Genomic DNA, 23,308 nt, shown 5'->3' on the forward strand with positions numbered 1-23,308 from the left:
CTCACCTCACCTTAATGTGCATTGTACTTTTTCATATTTTTAAACTGATCTAACAGTTTTTCTTTTTCTCGTTCAAGGTCTTCTGTAGACAGATTGTCCGTTTGCTCTTTTGCCGGCTGTTCTTTTGTTTCGGTTTCTTTCATCCAGTCAGGCAGTTTCTCTTCCCGGACGACTTTTCCTGAACCATATGGGCTGCGCTGCTTTTTCTGCTGCGCCCACTCTGTCATTTGTCTGTTCTCTTCTTTTGCAATTTTCATGGCCGCAGCAACGGTTTTGATTTTCTTTCTCACCCAATGAGAAGCGATTTTTTGCATATATGCTTTCGACAGCTTCATATCTGTTTTGAGTAATGTATAGTAGATGAGAACATTCATGACACCTGGCTCTAGCTGCTGCTCGAGCATGATATCTTCGACAATTCTTAAGTCGGCATATGTTGGCTCAATGCCATCTGCCATGTCTTTTAGCAGCTCCCTAGGCGAAATATGATCCAGCTTTTCAATCAATTTTGCATCTGGAGTATCTGCCGCCTGCGTCTTTGAAGCATCTTGGCGCAAGTGTCTTGGCTGTTTTTGATCAATCAGCTTTGGCTGTTCGCCTCTGTATTCAATTTGGTACCAGTCTCTTGCTGCTTTTCTCAGCTCTTCTGTTGAGATCATTTGATCCGAACCGCATGCACCTGCTACAATATTTTGCATTTGAAGCGGGGTGATGCCGTATACAACAGCTAACTTCTTAATTGTTTCTTTTACCTGCTTTGTCAAAGCCTTTCTTGGAATCATCATGTCAGACATACCGGCTAATAATAGATCGAAATCAAAGGATTCGTCCGAGAGCGGTGCCGGCTGACTCGATCCAACGGTCACATATTCATAGCCTTGATCAAGCGATGACGCCTGATGAATTTCTTCTGTCATCTTGCGCTCGCCTGGCTGCAATACGTGAAACACTTCTTCAAACGACCGTGAAATATTCTTTGCTTCTGCAGGAACACCCGGATAAGAGAAATAGTCGCGAAGCTGCATATATTTTGCTTTCTCTACACGATGGTACAGCAGGACATTCAGCATACCATCTTGGAAAAATTCATCTGGTCTTAGCGGCGGTACAAGCTCATATGTAAACAGTCTGCCTTCTTCCGTTTCCTGTTCATATGTGCGGAGTAAGCCGATCGCTTCAAGCTTTAAACGTTCCTCAAAAATATCATTTAAATTCGTTTGCAGCATGACCATGAGCTGCCGATGAGGTGCAGGTTTCCCCCACATACGATTTTGTTCCAGCTCTCCCCACAGCGTCATGTATAAGCTGAAAGCGGACATGCCAATAAGCGGCTGATATAAAAGAGTGATGAGCTGTCTATCGATGTCACCGAGCAATGAAGCGCTTTTGACGACATACGGATCGACGGCTAGCACTTCCTTCCAATGCTCTGTCATATGCTGATCCTCCCCATGAATTGCGATTGTTTCCATTGTACACTCTTTTTGCGTTTTACGCTTTACGCAGGAAAAAGAGCATGAAGAATCTCCAGCTCTTTTTAGCGTTCTTTCTTTAATAGGTCTTTTAATTCATCAATAAAGACATTAATGTCTTTAAACTGCCGGTAAACCGAGGCAAACCTGACGTAAGACACTTCATCAATTTTCGCCAGCTCGTCCATGACCATTTCACCTACAAGCTCGCTTTTCACCTCTGACATGCCTTGATTGCGCAGTTCTTTTTCAATATTAAAGCAGACATCCTCCAGCTGCTTTAAAGCGACAGGACGCTTTTCACACGCTTTGATGAGTCCTCTCAGCATTTTTTCGCGGCTGAATTCTTCTCGAATCCCTTCTTTTTTCACCACAATCAGCGGTAATTCTTCTAATTTTTCAAACGTCGTAAAGCGATATTGGCAGCTTTCGCACTCTCTTCTACGACGGATGGATTTCCCTTCATCTACTGGTCTTGAATCAAGCACCCTTGTGCCAAGGTGCTGACATGTGGGACATTTCATTTCATCAGCTCCGATCTATTCTTGGAAGTTGTTTGTCTAGTTCATCATAAAGGGACAGAACGGTCTTTTGACTATAGCCGAAATCTGTTGGCAGGGCCGTTTCTGTTGTTACATTAAAATCGACAGCTGTTTCAAAAGGACGAATTGAAATGACAGTCGCCACGAGAAAGGCTTTTTTCGGCAATCGTATGTTTGCGCTGATTTCACCTCGTTCTGCTGAAACAGATGTCACTTGATAAGAATCGCTTCGGGAAAGAATGGTTTCCACCGCTTGAAAAACTTGTGTATTCGTCGATTTGTAGTAATGGCTTTTCAGTTCTGACACTGGATGCTCGTCAGATGTTTCTGTATGGTTTGACATGAACCGTTTAAACTTTTGTCTTAAAGTCATACACGTATCCCCTTTGCCATAATGCCTCTTTCTTTATTTTATAAAAAAAACCTTTGTTTTCCTAGAACAAAAGTATAGGCAAGCTGGGGAATGTTGGATTTTTTATCAAAAAAAATATAAAAAGGAGCATAACACAAAGGCATTCAATGCTTTTGGCCAGCTCCCATTGCAATCTTTTTTATGTTTACAGTGCTTTGGCTTGTGCCTGTTTTACTTGTACAGGTCCCATGCCTCGAGGAATTTCGATGTTTTCTCTTGTTTCAGCACCTAATTCATCTCCGATATGATCTGCTGCAATATTCGGATCTAGGTCACCGCAAGTATAAACATCTATGCTCGCATAACCATGTTCAGGAAAGCTGTGAATTGTCAGATGAGATTCAGAAATAATGACAACTCCACTTACTCCTTGAGGTGCAAATTTGTGAAAAGCAACCTCTCTTACCTCAGCTCCTGATTTCAAAGCTGCATTTACAAACGTTTTTTCAATAAAATCCATGTCGTTCAGTTTATCACAGTCGCATCCCCATAGCTCGGAGATAACGTGACGTCCGATTGTTTCCATCATGGACCCCCCTTTAAACAAGAATGAAAGAGTGAAGTTCTAAGCAGCCGGACCGGACATATACCACGGGGGAAAGTTAGTCCTAAGAGGTCCTAACCCTTTAAGTATACCCGAATGAGTCTGCGAACAAGAAGTTCACGAAAAATAGTATACTTTGTTTAGACCCATTTTGCAAGCTGTGTTTTTAGTGGGATTTTCTCTCATTTCTTGAAAAGGGACGATCGTCTTCTTCATTTCAAACAGCAGACAGCTCTTTCATCTGTGCGCCGACAAACTTTACAAGGTCAACCACTCGGCATGAATAACCCCATTCATTGTCATACCATGCAAGAACTTTCACTTTTCTCCCTTCCATTACCATCGTTGTCAGTCCATCAACGACTGCTGAATAAGGATTTGTGTTAAAGTCCGTAGAGACAAGCGGCTCATCTGTGTAATCTAAAATACCGGCAAGAGATGTTTTAGATGCATTCGAGAAGGCTGCATTGACTTCTTCTGCTGTGACATCTTTTTTCAAGTCAACGACAAGATCAACCATCGACACATTGGAAACTGGTACGCGGAGTGCAAGTCCGTGTAATTTCCCTTTCATGTGCGGAAGCACTAAAGAAAGCGCTTTAGCGGCACCCGTCGTAGTTGGAATAATGGACTGAGCACATGCTCTTGCCCGGCGCAGATCCTTATGCGGATTATCGATATTTTTTTGATCATTTGTATAAGCATGAACCGTTGTCATTAAACCATTGTCGATGCCAAATTCATCATCTAACAGTTTCACAACTGGTGCTAAACAGTTTGTTGTACAAGATGCGTTTGAAATAATGACGTGCTTTTCAGGATCAAGATCATCCTCATTGACACCCATCACAATCGTAATGTCTTCATTTTTACCTGGAGCTGTTAGAACGACTTTTTTCGCTCCGGCATCTATATGGCCCATCGCTTGTTCTTTTGAATTAAATTTACCTGTTGCTTCAATGACGATATCAATCCCAAGCTCTCCCCATGGAAGCTGCTTCGGGTCTCTATTATTAAGCAAAAGAACTCTTTTGCCATTCACAATCAAGGCGTCATCTTCTGCTGTCACATCACATTCGTAACGTCCATGATTTGTGTCATATTTAATTAAATGTGCTAGCGTTTCGGCAGGATAGCTTGCGTTCACCGCTACAATTTGAATTTGATCATCAAGCATTGCTTTTCTGAAGACCATGCGTCCAATTCTGCCAAACCCATTGATCGCTGCTTTTACCTTCATGAACAGGTCACTCCTCTATTATGTGTTATACTCAATAAATTTATTTATGAAATTAGTATATCACATTAGAATGTAATTGCCAGTATATAAACGTATATTTTCTAAAAAGGGCTGTTCTTTTCAAAGGAAATCAGAATAAAGCATAAAAAAAGAAGAGTACGTGTATGTACTCTTACTTATCTGTATGTTCCCATTCATTTAATATGTTCTGCAATTGCTTTCTAATAAACGCGAGATCTTGTGTGTTCTCTATCACGCGGTCTGCTTTTTTACATTTCTCCTCAAGAGGCTGCTGAGAGTGAATACGATTCAGCGCTTCTTCCTCGCTGAGGTCATTTCGATTCATGAGCCGCGACAGCTGCAATTCGGGCGTTGTATACACCACAATGATGCGGTCGACGAGACTTTCAAGCTGACTTTCAAATAAAAGCGGGATATCGAGGACAACGAAGGTTTCCTTCTGACTAACCCCTTCATCTCTCTGTTTGAGCATTTCTTTTCTCACTTCAGGATGAACAATGGCATTCAGCTGCTTTCTTTTCTCTTCATCAGAAAAAATGACGGCTCCAAGCTGCTGCCGGTTCAGCTCCCCATTTGGCAGGAGAACATCCTCACCAAAGGTTTGAACGATTTGTTGAAGAGCTGGTGTTCCTTTGGCAACTGCTTCTTTTGCAATGACATCTGCGTCCACGACCCGGATGCCCTGCTCTTTTATCATTTGCGAGACGGTGCTTTTTCCACTAGCAATCCCGCCTGTTAATCCAATGACAAGCGTCAATTGATTTCCTCCTTTACAGCTTCCACACCCCAATTAAAATGAGCAGAAGCCCTGGTAAGCATGCAAGTTTATCGATCCAGCGCCAATTGGCCAAGTAATGACCGGCACGGAGCCCGATACACACAAAGAGTGAGCTCATCACGGCCACAGTGATACTCATGACAATTGGAGAAAAGCCTAGAATCGCAGCGCCAATCCCTGCGCCAAATGCATCAATGGATAAAGCAATCCCAAGAAGCACCGCTTCTATTCCATTGATCGTCCCAGAACGGTCAATATCTGCACTTGTCGGCTTTCGCAAAATTTGAATGACAAGACCAAGCGATTGCACTTCCACATTGAGCAATGTCTTTTCATGAAGGAGCAAATCACGCTCTTTCGCTGGTTTGTAAAATTGATAAAGGACCCAAAGTCCAATGGCGATTAAAATGCCTCCACCAAGTTTATCTGTCACTGAGACAGGGAGGAATGTCGTCAGCAGGCTGCCAATCAGCATGGAAATGAGCAGCACAATCCCTGAACAGCACGCAATAATGACAATCGCTTTAAATGGAATCTTCATTTTACGAAGTCCATACGTAAATCCTACAGAAAAGCTGTCAATGCTGACTGCAATAGCTAAAAACAGGAGCGAAATCGAAATCATACCTGAACTCTTCCTTTCTGTTCATGCAACGATGATCAAGAGTCTCTAGGCGTCCTTAGACTCTTCTTCACTATATGAAGAGCAGGTGGGCTGTGTGTCAGTCTACACCTTGCTGAAAAATGAATGTTTTTTATCGTATGCACAGCAAAAAGGAAGCATGCTGATGGCTGATTTTTATTGAGGACGCTTTTGGCAGGTCACACAAAAATGAGTGCCGCGCCCTCCGACTACTGTTTTCTCAATGATGCTTCCGCATGTTTGACAAGGCTCTCCCCGCCGGTCATACACAAGAAGCTGCAGCTGAAATGTGCCAATATCACCTTGTGAATTGATATATGAGCGAATCGTGCTTCCTCCTGCATCTACCGCTACTTGAAGTGTATCGATAATATGCCTGTGAAGCACTTTGCACGAATCAAGGCTGAGCTGATTCGCTTTTGTTTCTGGATGAATGCCTGCTTTAAACAAAACCTCATCTACATAAATATTACCTAGTCCCACGACAATCTTTTGATCAAGCAGCGCTGTTTTGACCACACGGGAAGTTTTTTTCAATTGCTCCCATAAATATTCCGGAGTGAATTGATCATCAAAAGGCTCATACCCCAACTGCGAGAGCGGGAGTTCCTTTTCTTCTTCACCCGGATGAAATAAATGCATCGTGCCAAATTTACGCACATCATGATACCGAAGCTCAGTACCGTCTGTAAACGTAAAGACGACGTGTACATGTTTATCGTATGGCTCATGCGCTTCATGTACACGGTATTTCCCTTCCATCCTTAAATGGGAGACCATTACGTAGTGGTCTAAATGAAAGAGCAGGAACTTTCCTCTTCTTTCAATGGTTTGTATCGTTTCTCCTACCATCCTTCTTGCGAACTCTTCTGGCTCCCCAGGACGTTTGATGATATTTGGCCATTTGATATTGACCGTTTCAATCGTCTTTCCTTCGACTAACCGCTTGAGTGTGCGCCGGACGGTTTCAACTTCTGGTAATTCCGGCATGCTCCTCGCTCCTTTTTCTCTCTCTATTATTTTGCGTCGTACCAAGATGGCCCTGAAGCAAAATCAACTTTTAGCGGCACATCTAGCTGAAGTGCATTTTCCATGACTTCAGGAACAATTTTTTCGAGTATGGCAATTTCTTCTTTCGGCGCTTCGAAAATCAATTCATCGTGCACCTGTAATAAAAGATTTGCCTGCAAGTTTTCTTCTTTTAATTTACGCGCCATATCAATCATGGCCTTTTTAATAATATCAGCTGCACTTCCTTGGATCGGTGTGTTCATGGCTGTTCGTTCGGCAAAGCTTTTGATATTAAAATTACGGCTTGTGATATCCGGGATATACCGTCTGCGTTTGAGAAGCGTCGTGACATATCCTTTTTGTTTCGCTTCCTGCACGATCTCTTCCATATAGGTTTTCACGCCTTTAAAGCTTGTTAAATAGCGTTCGATAAAGGCAGCTGCTTCTTTTCTTGTGATCCCAAGGTTTTGAGATAACCCATAATCACTGATCCCATATACAATACCGAAGTTGACAGCCTTGGCTTGTCTTCTCATAGAGGAAGTCACTTCTTCTTCTGAGACATGGAACACGTCCATCGCTGTCTTCGTGTGAATATCCATATCTTGCGTAAACGCTTCGATCAAATTCTCATCCTGAGAAATATGAGCGAGTACACGCAGCTCAATTTGTGAATAGTCAGCAGCAAACATGAGCCAGCCTTCTTTTGATGGAACGAATGCTTGTCGAATCTTTCGTCCTTCTTCTAAACGAATTGGGATGTTTTGCAGGTTTGGGTCTGTTGAGCTTAGTCTTCCTGTTTGCGTGAGCGCTTGATTAAATCGTGTATGCACTTTATGGGTATCCTTGCGCGTTACTTTCATTAAGCCTTCCACATAGGTCGATTGGAGCTTTCCAATTTGGCGGTAATGCAGAATGGACCGAATGATCTCGTGCTTATCTTCAAGCTTTTCAAGAACATCCGCAGATGTCGAGTAGCCCGTCTTTGTCTTTTTAATAATCGGCAGTCCTAATTTTTCAAAAAGAATCACGCCAAGCTGTTTAGGAGAATTGATGTTAAATGTTTCACCTGCTAAGCGGTGAATGGTTTCTTCATATTCTTTCAGCTTTTTCGTTAACTCTTCACCCATCTTCTCTAGGCGCTCAATATCTACCTTTACCCCAAGGGATTCCATTTCACCTAGGATGAGGGCAAGCGGCAGCTCTAAGTCTTCATATAGTTCATGCTGATCATTTTTTTCTAACGCTTCAAGTGTTAAATCATGCAGAGCAGAGATCGCCGCTGCTTTTCGTCCAAGATGTTCCTTCAGTTCATCTTCAGGTGGAATCGCCTGCTTTGCTCCTTTTCCGTACACTTTTTCATCAGAAAGAGCGATGTTAAGACCATATTCCTTCGCCACACTTGCGACGTCCTCATACGATTTCTGAGGGTTGACGACATAGGAAGCGAGCAGGACATCGTTATCGACACCTTTTAGATCGACATCATGCCATCTGAGGGCGACAACTGCTCTTTTTGAATCAAAGACCCATTTCTTCTTCGTTTCATCCTGTACCCATTGTTTAAATGCGTCTGATTGAAGCGCATCTTCTTTCGTGATAAAAAACGCACCATTTTCATTATGGATCGCAAAACCAATCAAATCTGCTTCATGATAATTATCTCCAAGCTGCTCTACCACAAGAGCAGCTTGATCTGTCAGCATCTCATCCGTTACTTCGGTCATTTTTTTCACTTCTAATGCTTCTACTTCGACCTGTTCACCTGTTTCTGGTGCTTCTCCTAGACGCTCTAGCAGCGTTTGAAAGCCTAGTTCTTTATAAAGAGAGATCACTTGATCCATATGAGGACCTTCATATGCGAGATCCTTGCTTGATACATCAATTGGCGCTTCTACAAGAATCGTTGCGAGTTTTTTACTCATCACCGCTTGCTCTTTATATTCTTCAAGCTTTTCTTTGAGTTTTTTACCGCTGACTTCGTCAATATGTTCAAGCAGGTTTTCAACCGTTTCAAACTGCTTTAACAATTTAATCGCTGTTTTTTCGCCTACACCCGGCACCCCTGGGATATTATCTGAGGAATCTCCCATCAAACCTTTCATATCGATGATTTGATCTGGGCGCAGGCCATATTTCTCTTCAATATGAGCCGGTGTGTAATATTCTACTTCTGTAATGCCTTTTTTCGTAATTGCCACCGTCGTATGGTCTGTTGAGAGCTGCGTTAAGTCCTTATCTCCTGAGAAAATTTTGACTTCAAAGCCGTCTTTTTCTGCCTCCACAGCCAATGTCCCGATAATATCGTCTGCCTCGTATTGAGGAAGCTCGTACCTTTTCACCTGATAGGCATCTAATAACTCACGGATGAACGGCATTTGTTCTGATAGCTCTGGCGGCGTTTTTTGTCTTCCGCCTTTATATTCTTTAAATGTCTCGTGGCGGAACGTTGTTTTTCCCGCATCAAATGCGACAAGCATATGGGTTGGCTTCTCGTCCTCGAGCATCTTCATTAAGATCATCGCAAAGCCATAAATGGCATTTGTATGGACGCCTTTATCATTTGATAATAGCGGCAAAGCAAAAAAGGCTCGATATGCGAGACTGTTTCCATCCACTAGTACTAATTTCTTTTTGTCTGTCATGTTTTAATCCTCCATCGGCTGAGCCATTTCAGCCGTCTCTTTCACACATTGTATCATCATTTTATCAAAGTTTATTTTGAAAAGAAAATAGTCGAACCTGCATAAAAAAAGGGACGAAAACAACAAGTGTTTTCGTCCTTACAAAATTGGCTCCTTGGATGAAGGGGTTCCTATTCATCCTACCAATGATTGTTTAACTAAACATGAATCCATTGTAAAGATCATGTAAATTTTAACGCGACTTTCCTTTTTTCCCTATTTTGATTTCAGGCTCACTGTAAAAGTCGTTCCTTTACCTTGTTTGCTATGGACCGAAATCGTCCCTTCATGCGCCTCCACAAGGTGTTTGACGATGGCAAGACCAAGTCCTGTACCGCCTGAATTTCTACTTCTATCTTTATCAATTCGATAAAATCTCTCAAATATTCTTGGAATCTCGCTTTTCTTCATGCCGATTCCTGTATCTGCTACATCAAATTCATAGGCGCCTTTCCGCGGTCTTGCCGAAATGGTGACACTCCCTCCCTCTGGTGTATAGGTAAGGGCATTGTTCACGAGATTGAGGAAGATTTGTTTTAACCTCAGCGGATCTGCCATCACATAGACAGGCTCTTTCGGGATACGCACTTGTAGTTGAATGCCTTTTTCTGCAGCCTTTTGTTTTAAAAGGACTTCAATCTCTTGAATGATTTCTGTCGCATTGGCGTCTTGAATATTCAGTTTGAAATGCTGCTGCTCGATTTTGGAAAGATCGAGTAAATCTTGAATGAGTGTTTCGAGACGGACACTCTCTTTTAGAATGATGGAAAGGAATTGTGTCAGCGCTTCTTTGTCATCAATCGCTCCATCAAGAAGAGTTTCGGAGAATCCTTTAATCGACGTAATCGGTGTCTTTAATTCGTGAGACACATTGGCGACAAAATCTTTTCGCATCTGCTCCAGCTGCTTTGTTTCTGTCACGTCATGAAACACAAGGACTATTCCTTTCCATTCATCGTCTGTACTTAAAATGGGAACACCATCCACCTGGAAGTAGCGCCGTTCAATGTCAACGGCCAGGCGTAAAAACTTCCGCACCTTCGTTTCTGTCATGAAAATTTCGTCAATCAGCTCAATAATTTCTTCATGTGTAAATGCTTCATGATACAGCTTGTGCATGTAAATATGCTTTTGCACCTTAAACTGCTTGCGGAAAGTTCGATTGACTAGGTTAATATACCCCATCTTATCAATCAAAATAATCCCTGCTCCGATGTTTTCAATGACTGTTTGCAGACGGTCTCGCTGCATCTCCCCAGTGCTTGTCATTTCTTGAAGGCTTTCTGCCAGGCGCTTCATTGATGTATTAAGCTCACTTGTTTCAATGATGAGCTCTTCATAATGATTGGTATCATAGTTCCCTCGTTCCAGCTGTTTGGCTACCTTTGTGGCATAATCTATCGGTTTTACATATTTCATCGACATGCGGTATCCAAAGAAAACGATAATAATAATCGCCGTTCCAAGACAAACGGCTAATGCGAGCCAAAGCTGGCCGTCAATTTCATTTAAAGGCTGGAATGACGCATGGAGAAATAAATAGCCTGCCGATTCGTTTTGTTTCAGGATAGGGACTGCATAATGAAACAGCGCATCCTTTTCATCCTCAATGACCACTCCTTTTGTTTGAAGGCGTTCATTGTTCAGTGTGTTTTGAATGATGCCCCTTTGCTCCGCTTGACCTGTTGTATGTATGATATTCCCCTTCAGGTCCACAATTGACGCATTCATATCGAGATGCTGCTTTGCCTGATTGAGGATCTCCTTGTTCTGCTTCGCCTGCAGATCATCACCATCCATGGAAGAAAGGAGAAAGCTCGATTCATTTTCCATTCGTTCCGTTAATTTAGTTTCATAAAAAACATGGAACATGTGATCCAAAAAAAGGCCAAGTGCAACAAACACAATAAAAAGGAGAAAAATAAGTCCCGAAAACAGGCGGGTTCGAATTTTACTCATTTGGCTTTGGCTCCTCCAATTTGTAGCCTAAGCCGCGAATGGTTTTAATGTATGTTGGTTTTTTCGTATTCTTTTCAATTTTGTCCCGCAAGTGGCTGATATGTACATCCACAATACGAGTGTCACCTGCAAAGTCATAATTCCAAACGGCACTTAGCAGCAGATCACGTGTGAGGACACGTCCTTTATGCTTGGCCAAATAAAGCAGCAGTTCAAATTCCTTCGGCGTAAGCTCTAGGCGTTCTTCTTGGAAGTAGACTTCGTAGTGTTCTGGTAAAATGCGCAGTTCACCAATTTTGATTTGGTCTGCAATGACCTCTTCCTTCTCCTCTTGCGCGAGGACAGGCTGAGATTGCTGCGCTCTTCTCAAGATGGCTTTTACACGAGCACCCACTTCTCTAGGACTGAATGGCTTTGTCATGTAATCATCGGCTCCAAGTTCAAGACCGAGCACCTTATCAAATTCATCGTCCTTTGCTGTCAACATTAAAATAGGGAACATCATTTTTTGAATTCTCAGTTGTTTGCACACTTCAATACCGTCCATTTTCGGAAGCATTAAATCTAATACAATGAGATCAGGCTGTTCACTTGCTGCTTTTTCAAGCGCTTCTTCCCCATCTCTTGCTGTGACGACATCATAGCCCGCCCTTTCAAGGTTATAGCTTAGAAGTGTTACAATTGATTCTTCATCATCCACAACTAATATTTTTTTATTCATGTTGTGCCTCCAATTAGTGATTTCCCCTGCATCCGTTTTTTTGTATCTTATGTGAAAAGCGAGAAGTCATGCTTTCTCTTTCATTTTAACGAAAGCTTAACAAGAGGACAATTTAAAATTTCGATAAGATTTGTTTTGTAAACAAAAAGAAGGCCCCTCATAAGAGAAGCCTTCTTTTTTTCATATTAAGACAATACTTTCATGACGTTCTTAACAGATTCAACAGAACGGTCAAGCTGACTTCTTTCTTCTTCTGTCAGCTCAAGCTCAATGATCTGCTCAAGGCCGTTTCCACCTACGATTGTTGGTACACCAAGGTAAATGCCTTCGTAGCCATATTCACCTTCAAGGTATGCAATCGTTGGGATCACGCGGCGCTGATCTTTTAGAATCGCCTCAACCATTTCTACTAGTGAAGCAGCAGGTGCATAATAGGCACTACCGTTACCTAATAGGTTTACGATTTCGCCGCCGCCTTTTCTTGTTCTTTCAACAATCGCATCAATACGATCTTTTGGAATCAATGTTTCTAGCGGGATACCGCCTGCGTAAGAGTAACGAACAAGCGGAACCATGTCATCGCCATGTCCACCAAGCACAAAGCCCGTCACATCTTTGACAGATAGGTTTAATTCTTGAGCAACAAACGTACGGAAGCGTGCTGTATCAAGAATGCCCGATTGTCCAATGACTTTTTCTTTTGGTAATCCTGATTCTTTATAAACGGCATATGTCATTGCATCAACAGGGTTTGTTAACACAACAATAATGGCTTCTGGAGAATATTTAACGATTTCGCGTGTCACGCTGCGCATGATTTTTTCATTTGTTGACACGAGATCGTCACGGCTCATTCCCGGCTTTCTTGCAATTCCTGCCGTAATGACCACGACATCAGAACCGGCTGTATCTTCGTAGTTAGAAGTGCCTGTAATGTTCGCATCGAAGCCTTGAACAGGGCTTGCTTCCAGCATATCAAGAGCTTTCCCTTTTGTTGGGTTCTCAAGCTGCGGGATATCAACTAATACGACATCCGCTAATTCTTTTTGAGCCGTTAGAAATGCTGTAGTTGCTCCTGTAAAACCTGCTCCGATGACAGATACTTTTTTACGCTTGTTTGCCATTTCCTTTTTCCCCTTTAACTTTAAAGTTTAAGAATCAAGACAAGTTTTTGATGAGCTCGTCAGCAAACTCAGAACATTTCACTTCTGTTGCGCCATCCATTAATCTAGCAAAATCGTATGTGACGACTTTAGATGCAATTGTTTTTTCAACAGATTGAATCACTAGATCAGCTGCTTCCTGCCAGCCAAGGTGCTCAAGTAAAAGCACGCCTGATAGAAGAACAGAAGATGGATTCACTTTATCAAGACCAGCATATTTTGGTGCTGTTCCGTGAGTCGCTTCAAAAATAGCGTGTCCTGTTTCGTAGTTGATGTTTGCACCTGGTGCGATACCAATTCCACCAACTTGTGCTGCAAGTGCATCAGAGATGTAATCTCCATTTAAGTTCATTGTAGCCACAACATCGAACTCAGCTGGACGAGTTAGGATTTGTTGAAGGAAAATATCTGCAATGCTGTCTTTGACAATGATTTTGCCAGCAGCTTCTGCTTCACTTTGCGCTTTGTTTGCCGCATCTTTTCCATCTTGTTCTACAATACGATCATATTGTGCCCATGTAAAGACTTTGTCGCCAAACTCTTTTTCAGCCACTTCGTAGCCCCAGTTTTTGAAGGCACCTTCTGTAAATTTCATGATGTTTCCTTTGTGAACAAGCGTCACAGATTTACGGCCTTGGTCAATTGCATATTGGATAGCCGCTCTGACAAGACGGGATGTTCCCTCTTCAGAAACTGGCTTGATTCCGATACCTGACGTTTCTGGGAAACGGATTTTATTCACACCTAATTCGTTTTTCAAGAAGTCAATTAACTTCTTCACTTCGTCTGAACCTTTTGCATACTCGATACCAGCATAGATATCTTCTGTGTTCTCACGGAAGATCACCATATCTGTGTCTTCTGGACGTTTCACAGGAGAAGGTACCCCTTTGAACCAGCGAACAGGACGTAAGCATGTAAATAAATCAAGCTCTTGTCTAAGTGCCACGTTTAATGAACGGATTCCTCCGCCAATTGGTGTTGTTAGTGGTCCTTTAATCGCAATTAAGTATTCACGAATGTCTTCAAGCGTTTGCTCAGGAAGCCACTCTCCAGTTTTATTGTAAGCTTTCTCACCTGCATATACTTCTTTCCAAGTGATTTGCTTTTCACCTTTATATGCTTTTTCTACAGCTGCTTCAAGTACTCTTGATGCTGCTTTCCAAATGTCAGGACCGATTCCGTCCCCTTCAATAAACGGGATAATTGGATTATTTGGTACATTCAATACGCCGCCAGTAACTGTAATTTTTTCGCCTTGTGACAATGATATTACCTCCCAGGTTATGTAGTGAATATTTGAAACTTCTTGGCTTGATGTCTGCAAACAAAGAAGTTTTTCACGTGATTCGTTTTTTTGTTGATATGGAGGCTGATTGGCCTTTTGAAATCAGCCCCCGCTTATTCTATAAACATTAGTCTCTTTCACTGATCGGAACAAAGGTTTGAAGATCAGGTCCAATGTAGTCAGCTCTTGGACGGATAAGACGGTTGTTGTCATATTGCTCTAGAATGTGAGCAATCCATCCAGAGAATCGGCTGATCACGAAAATTGGTGTAAACAAGTCATGATCAATCCCAAGACTGTGATATACAGATGCAGAATAAAAATCAACATTTGGTGGAAGATTTTTCTCTGATGTCACGATTTCCTCTGCGCGAACAGACATTTCATACCATTTCGGCTCGCCAGTGAGGTTTGTTAAACGCTGGCTCATTTCTTTTAGATGCTTTGCACGCGGGTCACCTTGACGGTATACACGGTGGCCAAAGCCCATAATTTTTTCTTTCTTCTCTAGCTTACCATGAATATAGGAATCTACGTTTTCAACTTCGCCAATTTCTGAAAGCATCTTCATCACGCCTTCATTAGCGCCGCCATGAAGCGGTCCCTTCAGCGCACCGATAGCCGCTGTCACACCAGAGTAGATATCTGATAGTGTAGCAACACATACACGTGCTGTAAATGTCGATGCGTTTAATTCATGATCCGCATGGAGAATAAGTGCCTTATCAATGGCTTCAATTTCTACTGGTGACGGCTCTTCGCCATTTAGCATATACAAGAAGTTTGCAGCATAGCTGTATTCTTCTTTTGGCTGTACAGGCTCAAGCCCTTTGCGGATGCGTGAAAACGCAGCGACTAGTCCAGAAATTTTCGCCTGTAAGCGAATCGCCTTTCTGTAATTCGCTTCTTTGTCCATAATCTCTGATTCGTCATCAAGTAAACCTAGTAAAGATACTGCTGTACGAATCGCAGACATTGGATGAACCCCATCAAGCGAATAAGATTTAAAATGCTCAATGATTTCTTGCGGAATCTGAGCATTTTCATTGAGCTGCTGTTTTAAATCACTCAGCTCCTGCTCATTCGGCAGCTTTAAGTGCCATAACAGGTAGACAATTTCTTCGAATGTAGCTTTTTCAGTTAAATCATCGATATTGTACCCTACATAAGTAAGAGTATCATCAATAATTGAGCTTACGGATGAAGTTGTTGCCACGATACCTTCAAGACCTCTTGTTGCTGTCATGTTCAATCTCCCCTTTTTAAAAAGATTCCCCTTCGTTGCAGAATTCTCACTTTTTGAAAGCGCTATCCAATCCGGATAAGATAGCAGGCTCAGAAAAGAAAATGCTTACATTTACCTATACGGTTAGAGCGCTTTTAGCCTCATATCTCTTGTGTGATCAATGAGTTCAAAATTAAGCCTATTCCCATTATAAACAATAATCAGACATTTGTTAAATGTTTAACTATAATTTTTTTTGATATTTTTTTTTCCAGTCTCCCATATCAGGCATGGAATAAAGGGATTTTGCTTCTTTTAATATATTTAATTATGTTTTTTTGCAAAAGCTCACGCAAGAAAAAATTTAAAAAAGAAAGTGGCAGGAACCACTCTCTTTTCACCCGCTGAAAAATTTCACAGCCTGCATCGCCAAATAAGCAATTCCAGCCCCGATAAGCGGTCCAACTGCCACACCTTTAAATAAGCTGACTGCCAAAATGGTACCGAACACAAGCGCTGCCGTAATATGCGGATCATTTTCGAGTAGCACAATCCCGTTTTTTGCAATTAATGCTACTAATATACCCGCTCCAAGAGCTATCCAAGCATAGGAAGATTTCATCGCTTCTCCAAGCTGCTTAAATCCAATGTCACCTGTTGCAATCGGGACCAGAACTGCAATGGTAATAACGGTGACCCCCCAATTAATGCCTTTAGATTGGAGAACCGGGAAAATTTTTTGATCCAGGCCAATCAGCTTAATCGCGATCAGCACAGAGACTGCTACAATTAACGAATTGTTTTTTGCAATAAGTGCAATAACGAGTAAAAGAACCAAAAACAAATTTGCTTGAGTAAACATACGCCGCTCCTTTCTTTCTTTTTATTGCGACCTTTTCATATTACTAATCTTTTTGAATAAAATGAAGTATCGGACATGCTTGTTTTTTGGAGGGGATTGTGTGAATCACGCCTATGTGGCCATTTTTCTTCGAAGTTTGATGATGATCAGCATTGCTGTTTTTGCGGTTGTCTTTTTATATCAGTCTTTTCCGTTTTTATATCCTTTTTGGATCGCCCTTATCGTGTCTTGTTTAATTCATCCTGCCGTCTGCAAAATCGAAGAGATCACCGGGATGCCAAGAGGATTTGTTGTGGTCATTGTGCTCTTGCTCTTTTTAGTCGCAGCCGCCGGCTTAATGACGCTTCTAGTTGCGGAAATCATTTCAGGAAGTGCTTATTTGGCAAAGGTGCTGCCCCGTCATCTTGATCAAATGATTGGGATTGTAGAGCAATTTTTCACAGACAAGATTCTGCCTTTATATCATGATGTGACGGCCCAATTTAATACGCTTCAAGCAGGTCAAAAGGAATCGATTTTGGGACAAATTCAAGCACTTGGTGATGAAGCGGCCGCAAAAATCGGGTCTTTTCTTTCAAAAACATTCGAGCTTATTCCGGCTTTTTTAGGTCTTTTGCCTGATGCAGCAGCCACACTGTTATTTTCTGCTCTGGCGACTTTTTTTATCACGAAAGATTGGTTTACGTTAAAAACATATGGCTCACGTATCTTTCCCGCAAAATGGATGCAGCATACACGCGCTATTTTATCTGAAATCAAAAAAGCCATTACCGGCTTTATGAAGGCTCAGCTTCTGCTTGTTGCCATGACGATTGGTATTGTATTGATTGGACTCATCATTTTAAAGGTCAAGCATGCCTTCGTCATCGCTCTATGTATCGGGCTCGTCGATTTACTTCCATATATCGGGAGCGGCACTGTTTTTCTACCGTGGATCATTTATTCTGCTATGACAGGAAATCTTTCCCTCGCCATTGGACTGGGCATTTTGTATATTGTCGTCCTCATTCAAAGACAAATATCAGAGCCAAAAGTCTTAAGCAAATCCATCGGACTTAATCCTTTAGCAACGCTTGTGGCGCTATTTGTCGGGTTAAAATGGTTTGGTTTTCTAGGACTTGTGATTGGCCCTGCTGCCCTTGTCGTGTGGCAGGCATTCCGTAATGCAGGAGTTTTCAGAGATATTTATGAGTACATTCGGTATGGAATGCAAAAATAAAAGAGACCTTCAGCTGAAGGTCTCTTTAACGAATGATCGTGTAGCGGTTGCGATTAGACATGTTTCTAAGCCAGCGTTCAAAGAGCGGCTTGATTCCCTTTCTCGTCACCGGAATGAGCAGCAAAGCCCCAATGAGATCCGATAAGAAGCCTGGAATGAGCAGCAGCAGACCGCCGATTAGAATACAAAAACCATCGACAATCGCTCCCCCTGGCATCTTGCCATATTGTAAATCTCGCTGCACTTTTTGGAAGGCTTCTATACCTTGTTTTCTTGCAAAATAAGCACCTAAGGCACTTGTCAGCACGATGAGCAGCATGGTTGGCAAAATGCCAATGATTTTACTTGAGATTAAAAATAAACTAATTTCCACCGCAGGGAACAGAATTAATAATAGTAGAAAATATTTCTTCAACCATATCACCTCATGGGGTATCTTTCATCGAAAGCTGTTTACTTTTTTTAGTGTAACATAAAAAAAGAGAGGAGTCAGACAACTCCCCTCTAGTATGATTTAAAGGACGCTTGCACGGCCTTTGTAGATCGCTCCGCGTGCTGGATCTACTGTAATCTCTTCGCCTTCTTTTAATAGTGTCGTTGCGCTGTCAAGACCAACAATCACTGGAATGCCGAGGCTTAGTCCAACAACTGCTGCATGGCTTGTTAAACCGCCTTCTTCTGTGATAAGGGCAGATGCTTTTTCTAAAGCTCCCATCATATCACGATCTGTGCAGTTTGCAACCAGGATCGCACCATCGTACATTTTTTCTTCTGCTTCTTTTCCGCTTTGTGCAATGACAACCGGTCCAAATGCAGATTTACGGCCAATACCTTGACCTTTCGCAATGATGTCACCGACAACATATACTTTCATTAAGTTCGTCGTACCTGTTTCACCAACTGGCACACCTGCTGTAATCACGATTAAATCGCCGTGTCTTACATAGCCTGTTTCAATTGACTTTTCTACTGCATTCTCAAGCATTTCATCAGTAGACGTCGTTTTTGATCCGCTCTTTGCAAATACACCGAATACGAGTGAAAGCTTTCTCGCCACTGATTCGTTTGCAGTAACTGCTACGATTGGTGCTTTTGGTCTATATTTTGAAATCATTCTTGCTGTGTGTCCGCTTTCTGTCGGTGTCACAATGGCTGCTACATCAAGCTTCATTGCTGTATGTGCAACAGATTGACCAATCGCGTCTGTAATGCTGACTTCTACTTCTTCGCTTCTGCGAGAAAGAATGGCTTTATAGTTTAGTGCTTCTTCTGAACGTGATGCAATGTTATGCATTGTTTGTACGGCTTCTACTGGATATGTTCCTGCTGCTGTTTCACCAGAAAGCATAATCGCATCTGTGCCGTCAAAAATAGCATTTGCCACGTCACTTGCTTCCGCACGGGTAGGACGTGGGTTACGCTGCATGCTGTCCAGCATTTGAGTCGCTGTGATGACAGGCTTGCCTAAACGATTGCATTTTTTGATCAGCATTTTTTGAACAAGCGGTACTTCTTCTGCCGGGATCTCTACACCAAGATCTCCACGCGCAACCATTAAACCGTCAGATACCTCAAGGATCTCGTCGATGTTATCAACACCCTCTTGGTTTTCAATCTTAGGGATGATTTGAATATCAGTCGCATTGTTCTTTTCAAGAAGCTCACGAATTTCAAGAACATCAGAAGCTCGTCTCACAAAAGAAGCTGCGATGAAATCGACGCCTTGTTCAATTCCAAACAGGATATCATTGGCATCCTTTTCTGTAATACCTGGCAGGTTCACACTGACGCCAGGTATGTTGACGCCTTTTTTGTTTTTGAGCGTGCCTGTATTCATGACTTTAGTGACGATTTCTTTGCGGTCCTTGTTAATTTCTTTTACTTCTAAACCAATCAGACCATCATCTAATAGAATCGTTGAGCCTACTTCTACATCATGAATTAAATCTTCGTATGTCACACTAATTTTTTCCGTATTTCCAACAATGTCTTCCATACTCACGATAAGATCAGCACCAGCGACTAGCTCAATTGAGCCGTTTTCAACTGTACGTGTACGGATCTCTGGACCTTTTGTATCTAGAAGGATCGCAATGTCCTTGCCTAATGTTTTACCTGCTTTACGTATGTTTTCAATGCGTGCACCATGCTCTTCAAAATCTCCATGGGAGAAGTTGAGTCTGGCTACATTCATTCCTGCTTCAATCAATTCAGTCAGCTTTTCAATGCTTTCACTTGCTGGACCGATTGTACAAACGATTTTTGTCTTTCTCATTACTGTTCCTCCTAAGGTCTTCTCGTTTTATATAGAGAGCTCTTGTGAAAGTCGGTACATATTTTTATCGACTGTATGTTTTTTATCTAAGATTTCTAAAATATCGTGATGAACGAGTTCATTGCTTTGAATGCCTACACAGCGTCCGCCTTGTCCTTCAAGAAGAAGCTCGACTGCATATGCTCCTAAACGGCTTGCCAGTACACGGTCAAACGCACTCGGAGAACCTCCGCGCTGAATATGCCCTAAGACAGATACACGTGTTTCAAGGCTTGTCTCCTCTTCAATCCGCTTACCAAATTCAACACCGCTGCCTACGCCTTCTGCAACGATGATGATACTATGCTTCTTGCCGCGTTCGTGACCTCTTCTTAACCTAGCAATAATTTCGTCCATGTCATAGTCTGCTTCAGGAATCAAAATAGATTCGGCTCCGCCCGCAAGACCTGACCAAAGGGCAATATCACCAGCATGTCTTCCCATTACTTCCACTACGTATGTACGTTCATGAGATGTGGCTGTATCACGAATTTTATCAATGGCATCAATGACAGTATTCAGTGCTGTATCAAAGCCAATAGTGAAATCAGTACCTGGAATATCGTTGTCAATCGTGCCTGGAACACCTACACATGGAAAACCGAGCTCTGTTAATTTCTTCGCTCCCATAAATGACCCGTCTCCACCAATGACTACAAGTCCTTCAATACCGAATTTTTTTAAGTTTTCAATTCCTTTTTCACGACCTTCAACTGTCTTGAATTCAGGACATCTTGCCGTGTAAAGTTTTGTTCCTCCACGATGAATGATATCGCCTACTGAACCTATTTCGAGTTTCTCAATTTTACCGTTAATTAGACCTGAGTATCCATTATAAATACCGTAAACTTCAACATTATGGTAAATTGCTTTCCTTACAACTGCGCGCACAGCTGCATTCATTCCTGGGGAATCCCCACCGCTTGTTAAAACTCCTATACGCTTCATCTTTTTCACCTCAGAGACCATATATGAATTAAACATACCATTTCCACTGCTTGAAAACAATCATGAGCAAATTTGGATGTTTTCAATACGAATTTCTAAAACCGTACTTATTATACAATTAAATAAACCGTTTTTAAACAAAAGTTAAGAACGTCATGAAAGCAAATCTCTCTGAAATCTGTGAAGGGAGGTGCTATAAACCTTATCATATCAAGGTTTTCAGACGTTTCAAATTTTATGAAAACAAAAGAAAATTATTTTCAAATAGCGCTTACATGAAGTCGGTTTTCATGAAAAAAGATGAAAAAAAATAAACGCCAGCCAAAATGGCTGTACGTTTATTTAGTTTACCCCAATATATTGATTTTCAATCGATACTTTCCCGATTGCTTTATATTTTTCATATCTTTGTTCGACTAGTTCTTCAGGTGTTAGTTTGAGCAAAGATGTAAGTGACTGTTTTAATGTTTTTTCCATGTAAGCTGCTTGTAGTTTCACGTCTCGATGTGCTCCACCTTGCACTTCTTTAATAACATCATCTATAATATCTAATTCTTTTAGGTCTGGAGCGGTAATTTTCATTGATTCTGCAGCTTTTTTCGCAAGTGATGAGTCCTTCCAGAGCAGCGCTGCTGCACCTTCAGGTGAAATCACTGAATACGTTGAGTTTTCTAGCATGAATAGGTGGTTTCCTACGCCTAAGCCTAGTGCGCCGCCGCTTCCGCCTTCTCCAATGACAATACAGACAACTGGTACACGAAGTCCTGCCATTTCGAATAGGTTTTTCGCAATTGCTTCACTTTGTCCGCGCTCTTCAGCTGCTTTACCAGGATAAGCTCCTTTTGTATCAATAAAGCAAATGATCGGGCGATTAAATTTATCTGCTTGTTTCATCAAGCGCAGCGCTTTACGATAGCCTTCTGGATGAGGCATTCCGAAATTACGGCGCAAGTTTTCTTTTGTATCTTTACCGCGCTGATGGCCAATAACAGTGACAGGAAGCCCTTTAAACGTGGCAATTCCTCCAACGATCGCTTCATCATCACCATAAAAACGGTCACCGTGACATTCGAAAAAGTTGTCAAACAGCTCTTGAATGTAATCGAGAGTTGTTGGGCGCATCGCATGCCGAGCAATCTGCACTCTGTCCCACGGCTTTAAATTTGTATAAATGTCTGCTTCAAGCTTGCTCAGACGTGTTTCAAGGCGCTCAATTTCTGCACTTAAATCCATTTCTGAGTTTTGTGTGAACTTTTTCAGTTCATCAATTTTCGCTCGAAGTTCAATGACAGGTTTTTCAAATTCTAGTTCTCCAGCCACTCTCGTTCACCTCCTGTGCTGTGTAGTGCTAAGATTCGGCCTAGTGTTTCTTTCATTTCTGCACGATGGATGACAGCATCAAGCTGTCCATGCTTCATTAAAAATTCAGCCGTCTGGAAGTCCTCTGGCAGGTCTTCACGAATCGTTTGTTCAATGATTCTTCGTCCTGCAAAACCAATTAAAGCACCAGGTTCTGCAAAATTGTAATCACCGAGAGACGCAAAACTAGCTGATACACCGCCAGTTGTTGGGTTCGTCATCACAGAGATAATCAAACCTTGATCCTCGCTGAACAGTTTTAATGCTGAACTTGTTTTTGCCATCTGCATGAGACTAAGAATTCCCTCTTGCATTCTCGCTCCGCCAGATGCAGTAAAGATAATAAAAGGCACCTTGTCCGCTTTTGCTTTCTCGATAGCCAGCGTGATCTTTTCACCAACAACGGATCCCATGCTGCCCATACGGAACGTGGCATCCATGACAGCAATCACAGCACTTTGGCCTTCAATTTCACCTTTACCTGTGACAATGGCTTCATTCAAAGATGTCTTTTCTCTGTCTTTCTCAAGCTTTTCTTCGTAGCCTGGGAAACCGAGCGGGTTTGCTGAAATGAGGTGCCCGTTAAATTCTTCAAATGTGCCTTCATCTACAAGGCTTTCAATACGCTGTTTTGCATTCATTTGCAAATGTCTGCCGCAATTCATACAAACACGTAAATTTTTATCTAGTTCTTTGGTGAGCATTATTTTTTTACATTGCGGACATTTGGTCATGATGCCTTCAGGCACATCTTGACTTGCCTGTTCAGAGGGTACAGATGCATATTTTTTCTTTTTACTGAAAATATTCTTGATTGACAAATGACTACCTCCCTTTTTGAAGGGTTTTTTCTTTACACGCACATCCACTATTATAGGACATGTCATAACTGTACCGAAACTA

Annotated in this window: 21 protein-coding genes; 1 reads left to right on the forward strand and 20 read right to left on the reverse strand. The window is 41.9% G+C overall.

The annotated features are described in order from the left end of the window. Positions 1 to 11: 11 nt before the first annotated feature. The 15 genes from NSQ34_RS12875 to NSQ34_RS12945 all read right to left on the reverse strand — a co-directional run bounded on the left by NSQ34_RS12875 (position 12) and on the right by NSQ34_RS12945 (position 16,565). Positions 12 to 1,436, reverse strand: a complete 1,425-nt coding sequence (locus tag NSQ34_RS12875) for a replication initiation and membrane attachment family protein (RefSeq protein WP_176967071.1) — start codon at positions 1,434 to 1,436, stop codon at positions 12 to 14. A 101-nt stretch (positions 1,437 to 1,537) separates the two neighbouring features. Then, positions 1,538 to 1,996 carry a transcriptional regulator NrdR gene (gene nrdR / locus NSQ34_RS12880; protein ID WP_003216720.1) on the reverse strand — a complete coding sequence of 153 codons (459 nt, stop codon included), beginning with the start codon at positions 1,994 to 1,996 and terminating at the stop codon, positions 1,538 to 1,540. A gap of 4 nt (positions 1,997 to 2,000) precedes the next feature. Next, positions 2,001 to 2,387 carry a hypothetical protein gene (locus tag NSQ34_RS12885; protein WP_034279668.1) on the reverse strand — a complete coding sequence of 129 codons (387 nt, stop codon included), beginning with the start codon at positions 2,385 to 2,387 and terminating at the stop codon, positions 2,001 to 2,003. 184 nt (positions 2,388 to 2,571) lie between these two features. Next, complete coding sequence (speD, locus tag NSQ34_RS12890; RefSeq protein WP_003216492.1) at positions 2,572 to 2,952, reverse strand: adenosylmethionine decarboxylase; 381 nt, start codon at positions 2,950 to 2,952, stop codon at positions 2,572 to 2,574. Positions 2,953 to 3,187: 235 nt separating this feature from the next. After that, the gene (locus tag NSQ34_RS12895) at positions 3,188 to 4,210 is read right to left on the reverse strand and encodes a glyceraldehyde-3-phosphate dehydrogenase (protein ID WP_046312033.1); all 1,023 of its coding nucleotides are present in this window, start codon (positions 4,208 to 4,210) and stop codon (positions 3,188 to 3,190) included. Between the two features lie 172 nt (positions 4,211 to 4,382). Then, positions 4,383 to 4,988, reverse strand: a complete 606-nt coding sequence (gene coaE, locus NSQ34_RS12900; protein WP_034279663.1) for a dephospho-CoA kinase — start codon at positions 4,986 to 4,988, stop codon at positions 4,383 to 4,385. A gap of 13 nt (positions 4,989 to 5,001) precedes the next feature. Next, complete coding sequence (gene ytaF / locus NSQ34_RS12905; RefSeq protein WP_024425705.1) at positions 5,002 to 5,634, reverse strand: sporulation membrane protein YtaF; 633 nt, start codon at positions 5,632 to 5,634, stop codon at positions 5,002 to 5,004. A gap of 174 nt (positions 5,635 to 5,808) precedes the next feature. Next, a complete protein-coding gene (gene mutM, locus NSQ34_RS12910; RefSeq protein ID WP_065214542.1) occupies positions 5,809 to 6,642 on the reverse strand; it encodes a DNA-formamidopyrimidine glycosylase in 834 nt (277 codons plus the stop codon). Positions 6,643 to 6,668: 26 nt separating this feature from the next. Continuing rightward, positions 6,669 to 9,308 carry a DNA polymerase I gene (polA, locus tag NSQ34_RS12915; RefSeq protein ID WP_046312038.1) on the reverse strand — a complete coding sequence of 880 codons (2,640 nt, stop codon included), beginning with the start codon at positions 9,306 to 9,308 and terminating at the stop codon, positions 6,669 to 6,671. 255 nt (positions 9,309 to 9,563) lie between these two features. After that, positions 9,564 to 11,306, reverse strand: coding sequence for an ATP-binding protein (locus NSQ34_RS12920; RefSeq protein WP_176966883.1), 1,743 nt, complete (start codon positions 11,304 to 11,306; stop codon positions 9,564 to 9,566). After that, positions 11,299 to 12,027 (reverse strand): response regulator transcription factor, encoded by a 729-nt coding sequence (locus NSQ34_RS12925; protein ID WP_176966882.1) that lies wholly within the window; start codon positions 12,025 to 12,027, stop codon positions 11,299 to 11,301. Before NSQ34_RS12925 ends, NSQ34_RS12920 begins: the two co-directional genes overlap by 8 nt. A gap of 185 nt (positions 12,028 to 12,212) precedes the next feature. Beyond that, the gene (gene mdh, locus NSQ34_RS12930; RefSeq protein ID WP_008356047.1) at positions 12,213 to 13,151 is read right to left on the reverse strand and encodes a malate dehydrogenase; all 939 of its coding nucleotides are present in this window, start codon (positions 13,149 to 13,151) and stop codon (positions 12,213 to 12,215) included. A gap of 34 nt (positions 13,152 to 13,185) precedes the next feature. Next, positions 13,186 to 14,457 carry an NADP-dependent isocitrate dehydrogenase gene (icd, locus tag NSQ34_RS12935; RefSeq protein ID WP_024424789.1) on the reverse strand — a complete coding sequence of 424 codons (1,272 nt, stop codon included), beginning with the start codon at positions 14,455 to 14,457 and terminating at the stop codon, positions 13,186 to 13,188. 148 nt (positions 14,458 to 14,605) lie between these two features. Next, positions 14,606 to 15,724 carry a citrate synthase gene (gene citZ / locus NSQ34_RS12940; RefSeq protein WP_065214539.1) on the reverse strand — a complete coding sequence of 373 codons (1,119 nt, stop codon included), beginning with the start codon at positions 15,722 to 15,724 and terminating at the stop codon, positions 14,606 to 14,608. A 376-nt stretch (positions 15,725 to 16,100) separates the two neighbouring features. Continuing rightward, complete coding sequence (locus NSQ34_RS12945; protein ID WP_024424791.1) at positions 16,101 to 16,565, reverse strand: DUF441 domain-containing protein; 465 nt, start codon at positions 16,563 to 16,565, stop codon at positions 16,101 to 16,103. A 100-nt stretch (positions 16,566 to 16,665) separates the two neighbouring features. Between NSQ34_RS12945 and ytvI the strand changes: the two genes are divergently transcribed. Then, positions 16,666 to 17,784 carry a sporulation integral membrane protein YtvI gene (gene ytvI / locus NSQ34_RS12950; RefSeq protein WP_340900051.1) on the forward strand — a complete coding sequence of 373 codons (1,119 nt, stop codon included), beginning with the start codon at positions 16,666 to 16,668 and terminating at the stop codon, positions 17,782 to 17,784. A 25-nt stretch (positions 17,785 to 17,809) separates the two neighbouring features. Here the strand turns inward: ytvI and NSQ34_RS12955 are convergent, their stop codons facing one another. The 5 genes from NSQ34_RS12955 to accD all read right to left on the reverse strand — a co-directional run bounded on the left by NSQ34_RS12955 (position 17,810) and on the right by accD (position 23,226). Further along, complete coding sequence (locus NSQ34_RS12955; RefSeq protein ID WP_024424793.1) at positions 17,810 to 18,199, reverse strand: FxsA family protein; 390 nt, start codon at positions 18,197 to 18,199, stop codon at positions 17,810 to 17,812. Between the two features lie 99 nt (positions 18,200 to 18,298). Beyond that, a complete protein-coding gene (gene pyk, locus NSQ34_RS12960) occupies positions 18,299 to 20,059 on the reverse strand; it encodes a pyruvate kinase (protein ID WP_024426143.1) in 1,761 nt (586 codons plus the stop codon). Positions 20,060 to 20,086: 27 nt separating this feature from the next. Then, complete coding sequence (gene pfkA / locus NSQ34_RS12965) at positions 20,087 to 21,046, reverse strand: 6-phosphofructokinase (RefSeq protein WP_024424794.1); 960 nt, start codon at positions 21,044 to 21,046, stop codon at positions 20,087 to 20,089. Positions 21,047 to 21,388: 342 nt separating this feature from the next. Further along, a complete protein-coding gene (gene accA / locus NSQ34_RS12970; protein ID WP_065214538.1) occupies positions 21,389 to 22,366 on the reverse strand; it encodes an acetyl-CoA carboxylase carboxyl transferase subunit alpha in 978 nt (325 codons plus the stop codon). After that, entirely contained in the window at positions 22,351 to 23,226 is an 876-nt protein-coding gene (accD, locus tag NSQ34_RS12975) for an acetyl-CoA carboxylase, carboxyltransferase subunit beta (protein WP_034279640.1), read from the reverse strand. Before accD ends, accA begins: the two co-directional genes overlap by 16 nt. Positions 23,227 to 23,308 lie beyond the last annotated feature (82 nt).

It is taken from the genome of Bacillus sp. FSL P2-0069, assembly GCF_038593315.1.
Taxonomy (GTDB): domain Bacteria; phylum Bacillota; class Bacilli; order Bacillales; family Bacillaceae; genus Bacillus; species Bacillus safensis.

Bases quoted from the DNA above. Each gene is read 5' to 3' on its own strand.
- NSQ34_RS12875 (WP_176967071.1), bottom strand. From the start codon at position 1,436: ATGACAGAGCATTGGAAGGAAGTGCTAGCCGTCGATCCGTATGTCGTC.
- nrdR (WP_003216720.1), bottom strand. From the start codon at position 1,996: ATGAAATGTCCCACATGTCAGCACCTTGGCACAAGGGTGCTTGATTCA.
- NSQ34_RS12885 (WP_034279668.1), bottom strand. From the start codon at position 2,387: ATGACTTTAAGACAAAAGTTTAAACGGTTCATGTCAAACCATACAGAA.
- speD (WP_003216492.1), bottom strand. From the start codon at position 2,952: ATGGAAACAATCGGACGTCACGTTATCTCCGAGCTATGGGGATGCGAC.
- NSQ34_RS12895 (WP_046312033.1), bottom strand. From the start codon at position 4,210: ATGAAGGTAAAAGCAGCGATCAATGGGTTTGGCAGAATTGGACGCATG.
- ytaF (WP_024425705.1), bottom strand. From the start codon at position 5,634: ATGATTTCGATTTCGCTCCTGTTTTTAGCTATTGCAGTCAGCATTGAC.
- mutM (WP_065214542.1), bottom strand. From the start codon at position 6,642: ATGCCGGAATTACCAGAAGTTGAAACCGTCCGGCGCACACTCAAGCGG.
- polA (WP_046312038.1), bottom strand. From the start codon at position 9,308: ATGACAGACAAAAAGAAATTAGTACTAGTGGATGGAAACAGTCTCGCA.
- NSQ34_RS12920 (WP_176966883.1), bottom strand. From the start codon at position 11,306: ATGAGTAAAATTCGAACCCGCCTGTTTTCGGGACTTATTTTTCTCCTT.
- NSQ34_RS12925 (WP_176966882.1), bottom strand. From the start codon at position 12,027: ATGAATAAAAAAATATTAGTTGTGGATGATGAAGAATCAATTGTAACA.
- mdh (WP_008356047.1), bottom strand. From the start codon at position 13,151: ATGGCAAACAAGCGTAAAAAAGTATCTGTCATCGGAGCAGGTTTTACA.
- citZ (WP_065214539.1), bottom strand. From the start codon at position 15,724: ATGACAGCAACAAGAGGTCTTGAAGGTATCGTGGCAACAACTTCATCC.
- NSQ34_RS12945 (WP_024424791.1), bottom strand. From the start codon at position 16,565: ATGTTTACTCAAGCAAATTTGTTTTTGGTTCTTTTACTCGTTATTGCA.
- pyk (WP_024426143.1), bottom strand. From the start codon at position 20,059: ATGAGAAAGACAAAAATCGTTTGTACAATCGGTCCAGCAAGTGAAAGC.
- pfkA (WP_024424794.1), bottom strand. From the start codon at position 21,046: ATGAAGCGTATAGGAGTTTTAACAAGCGGTGGGGATTCCCCAGGAATG.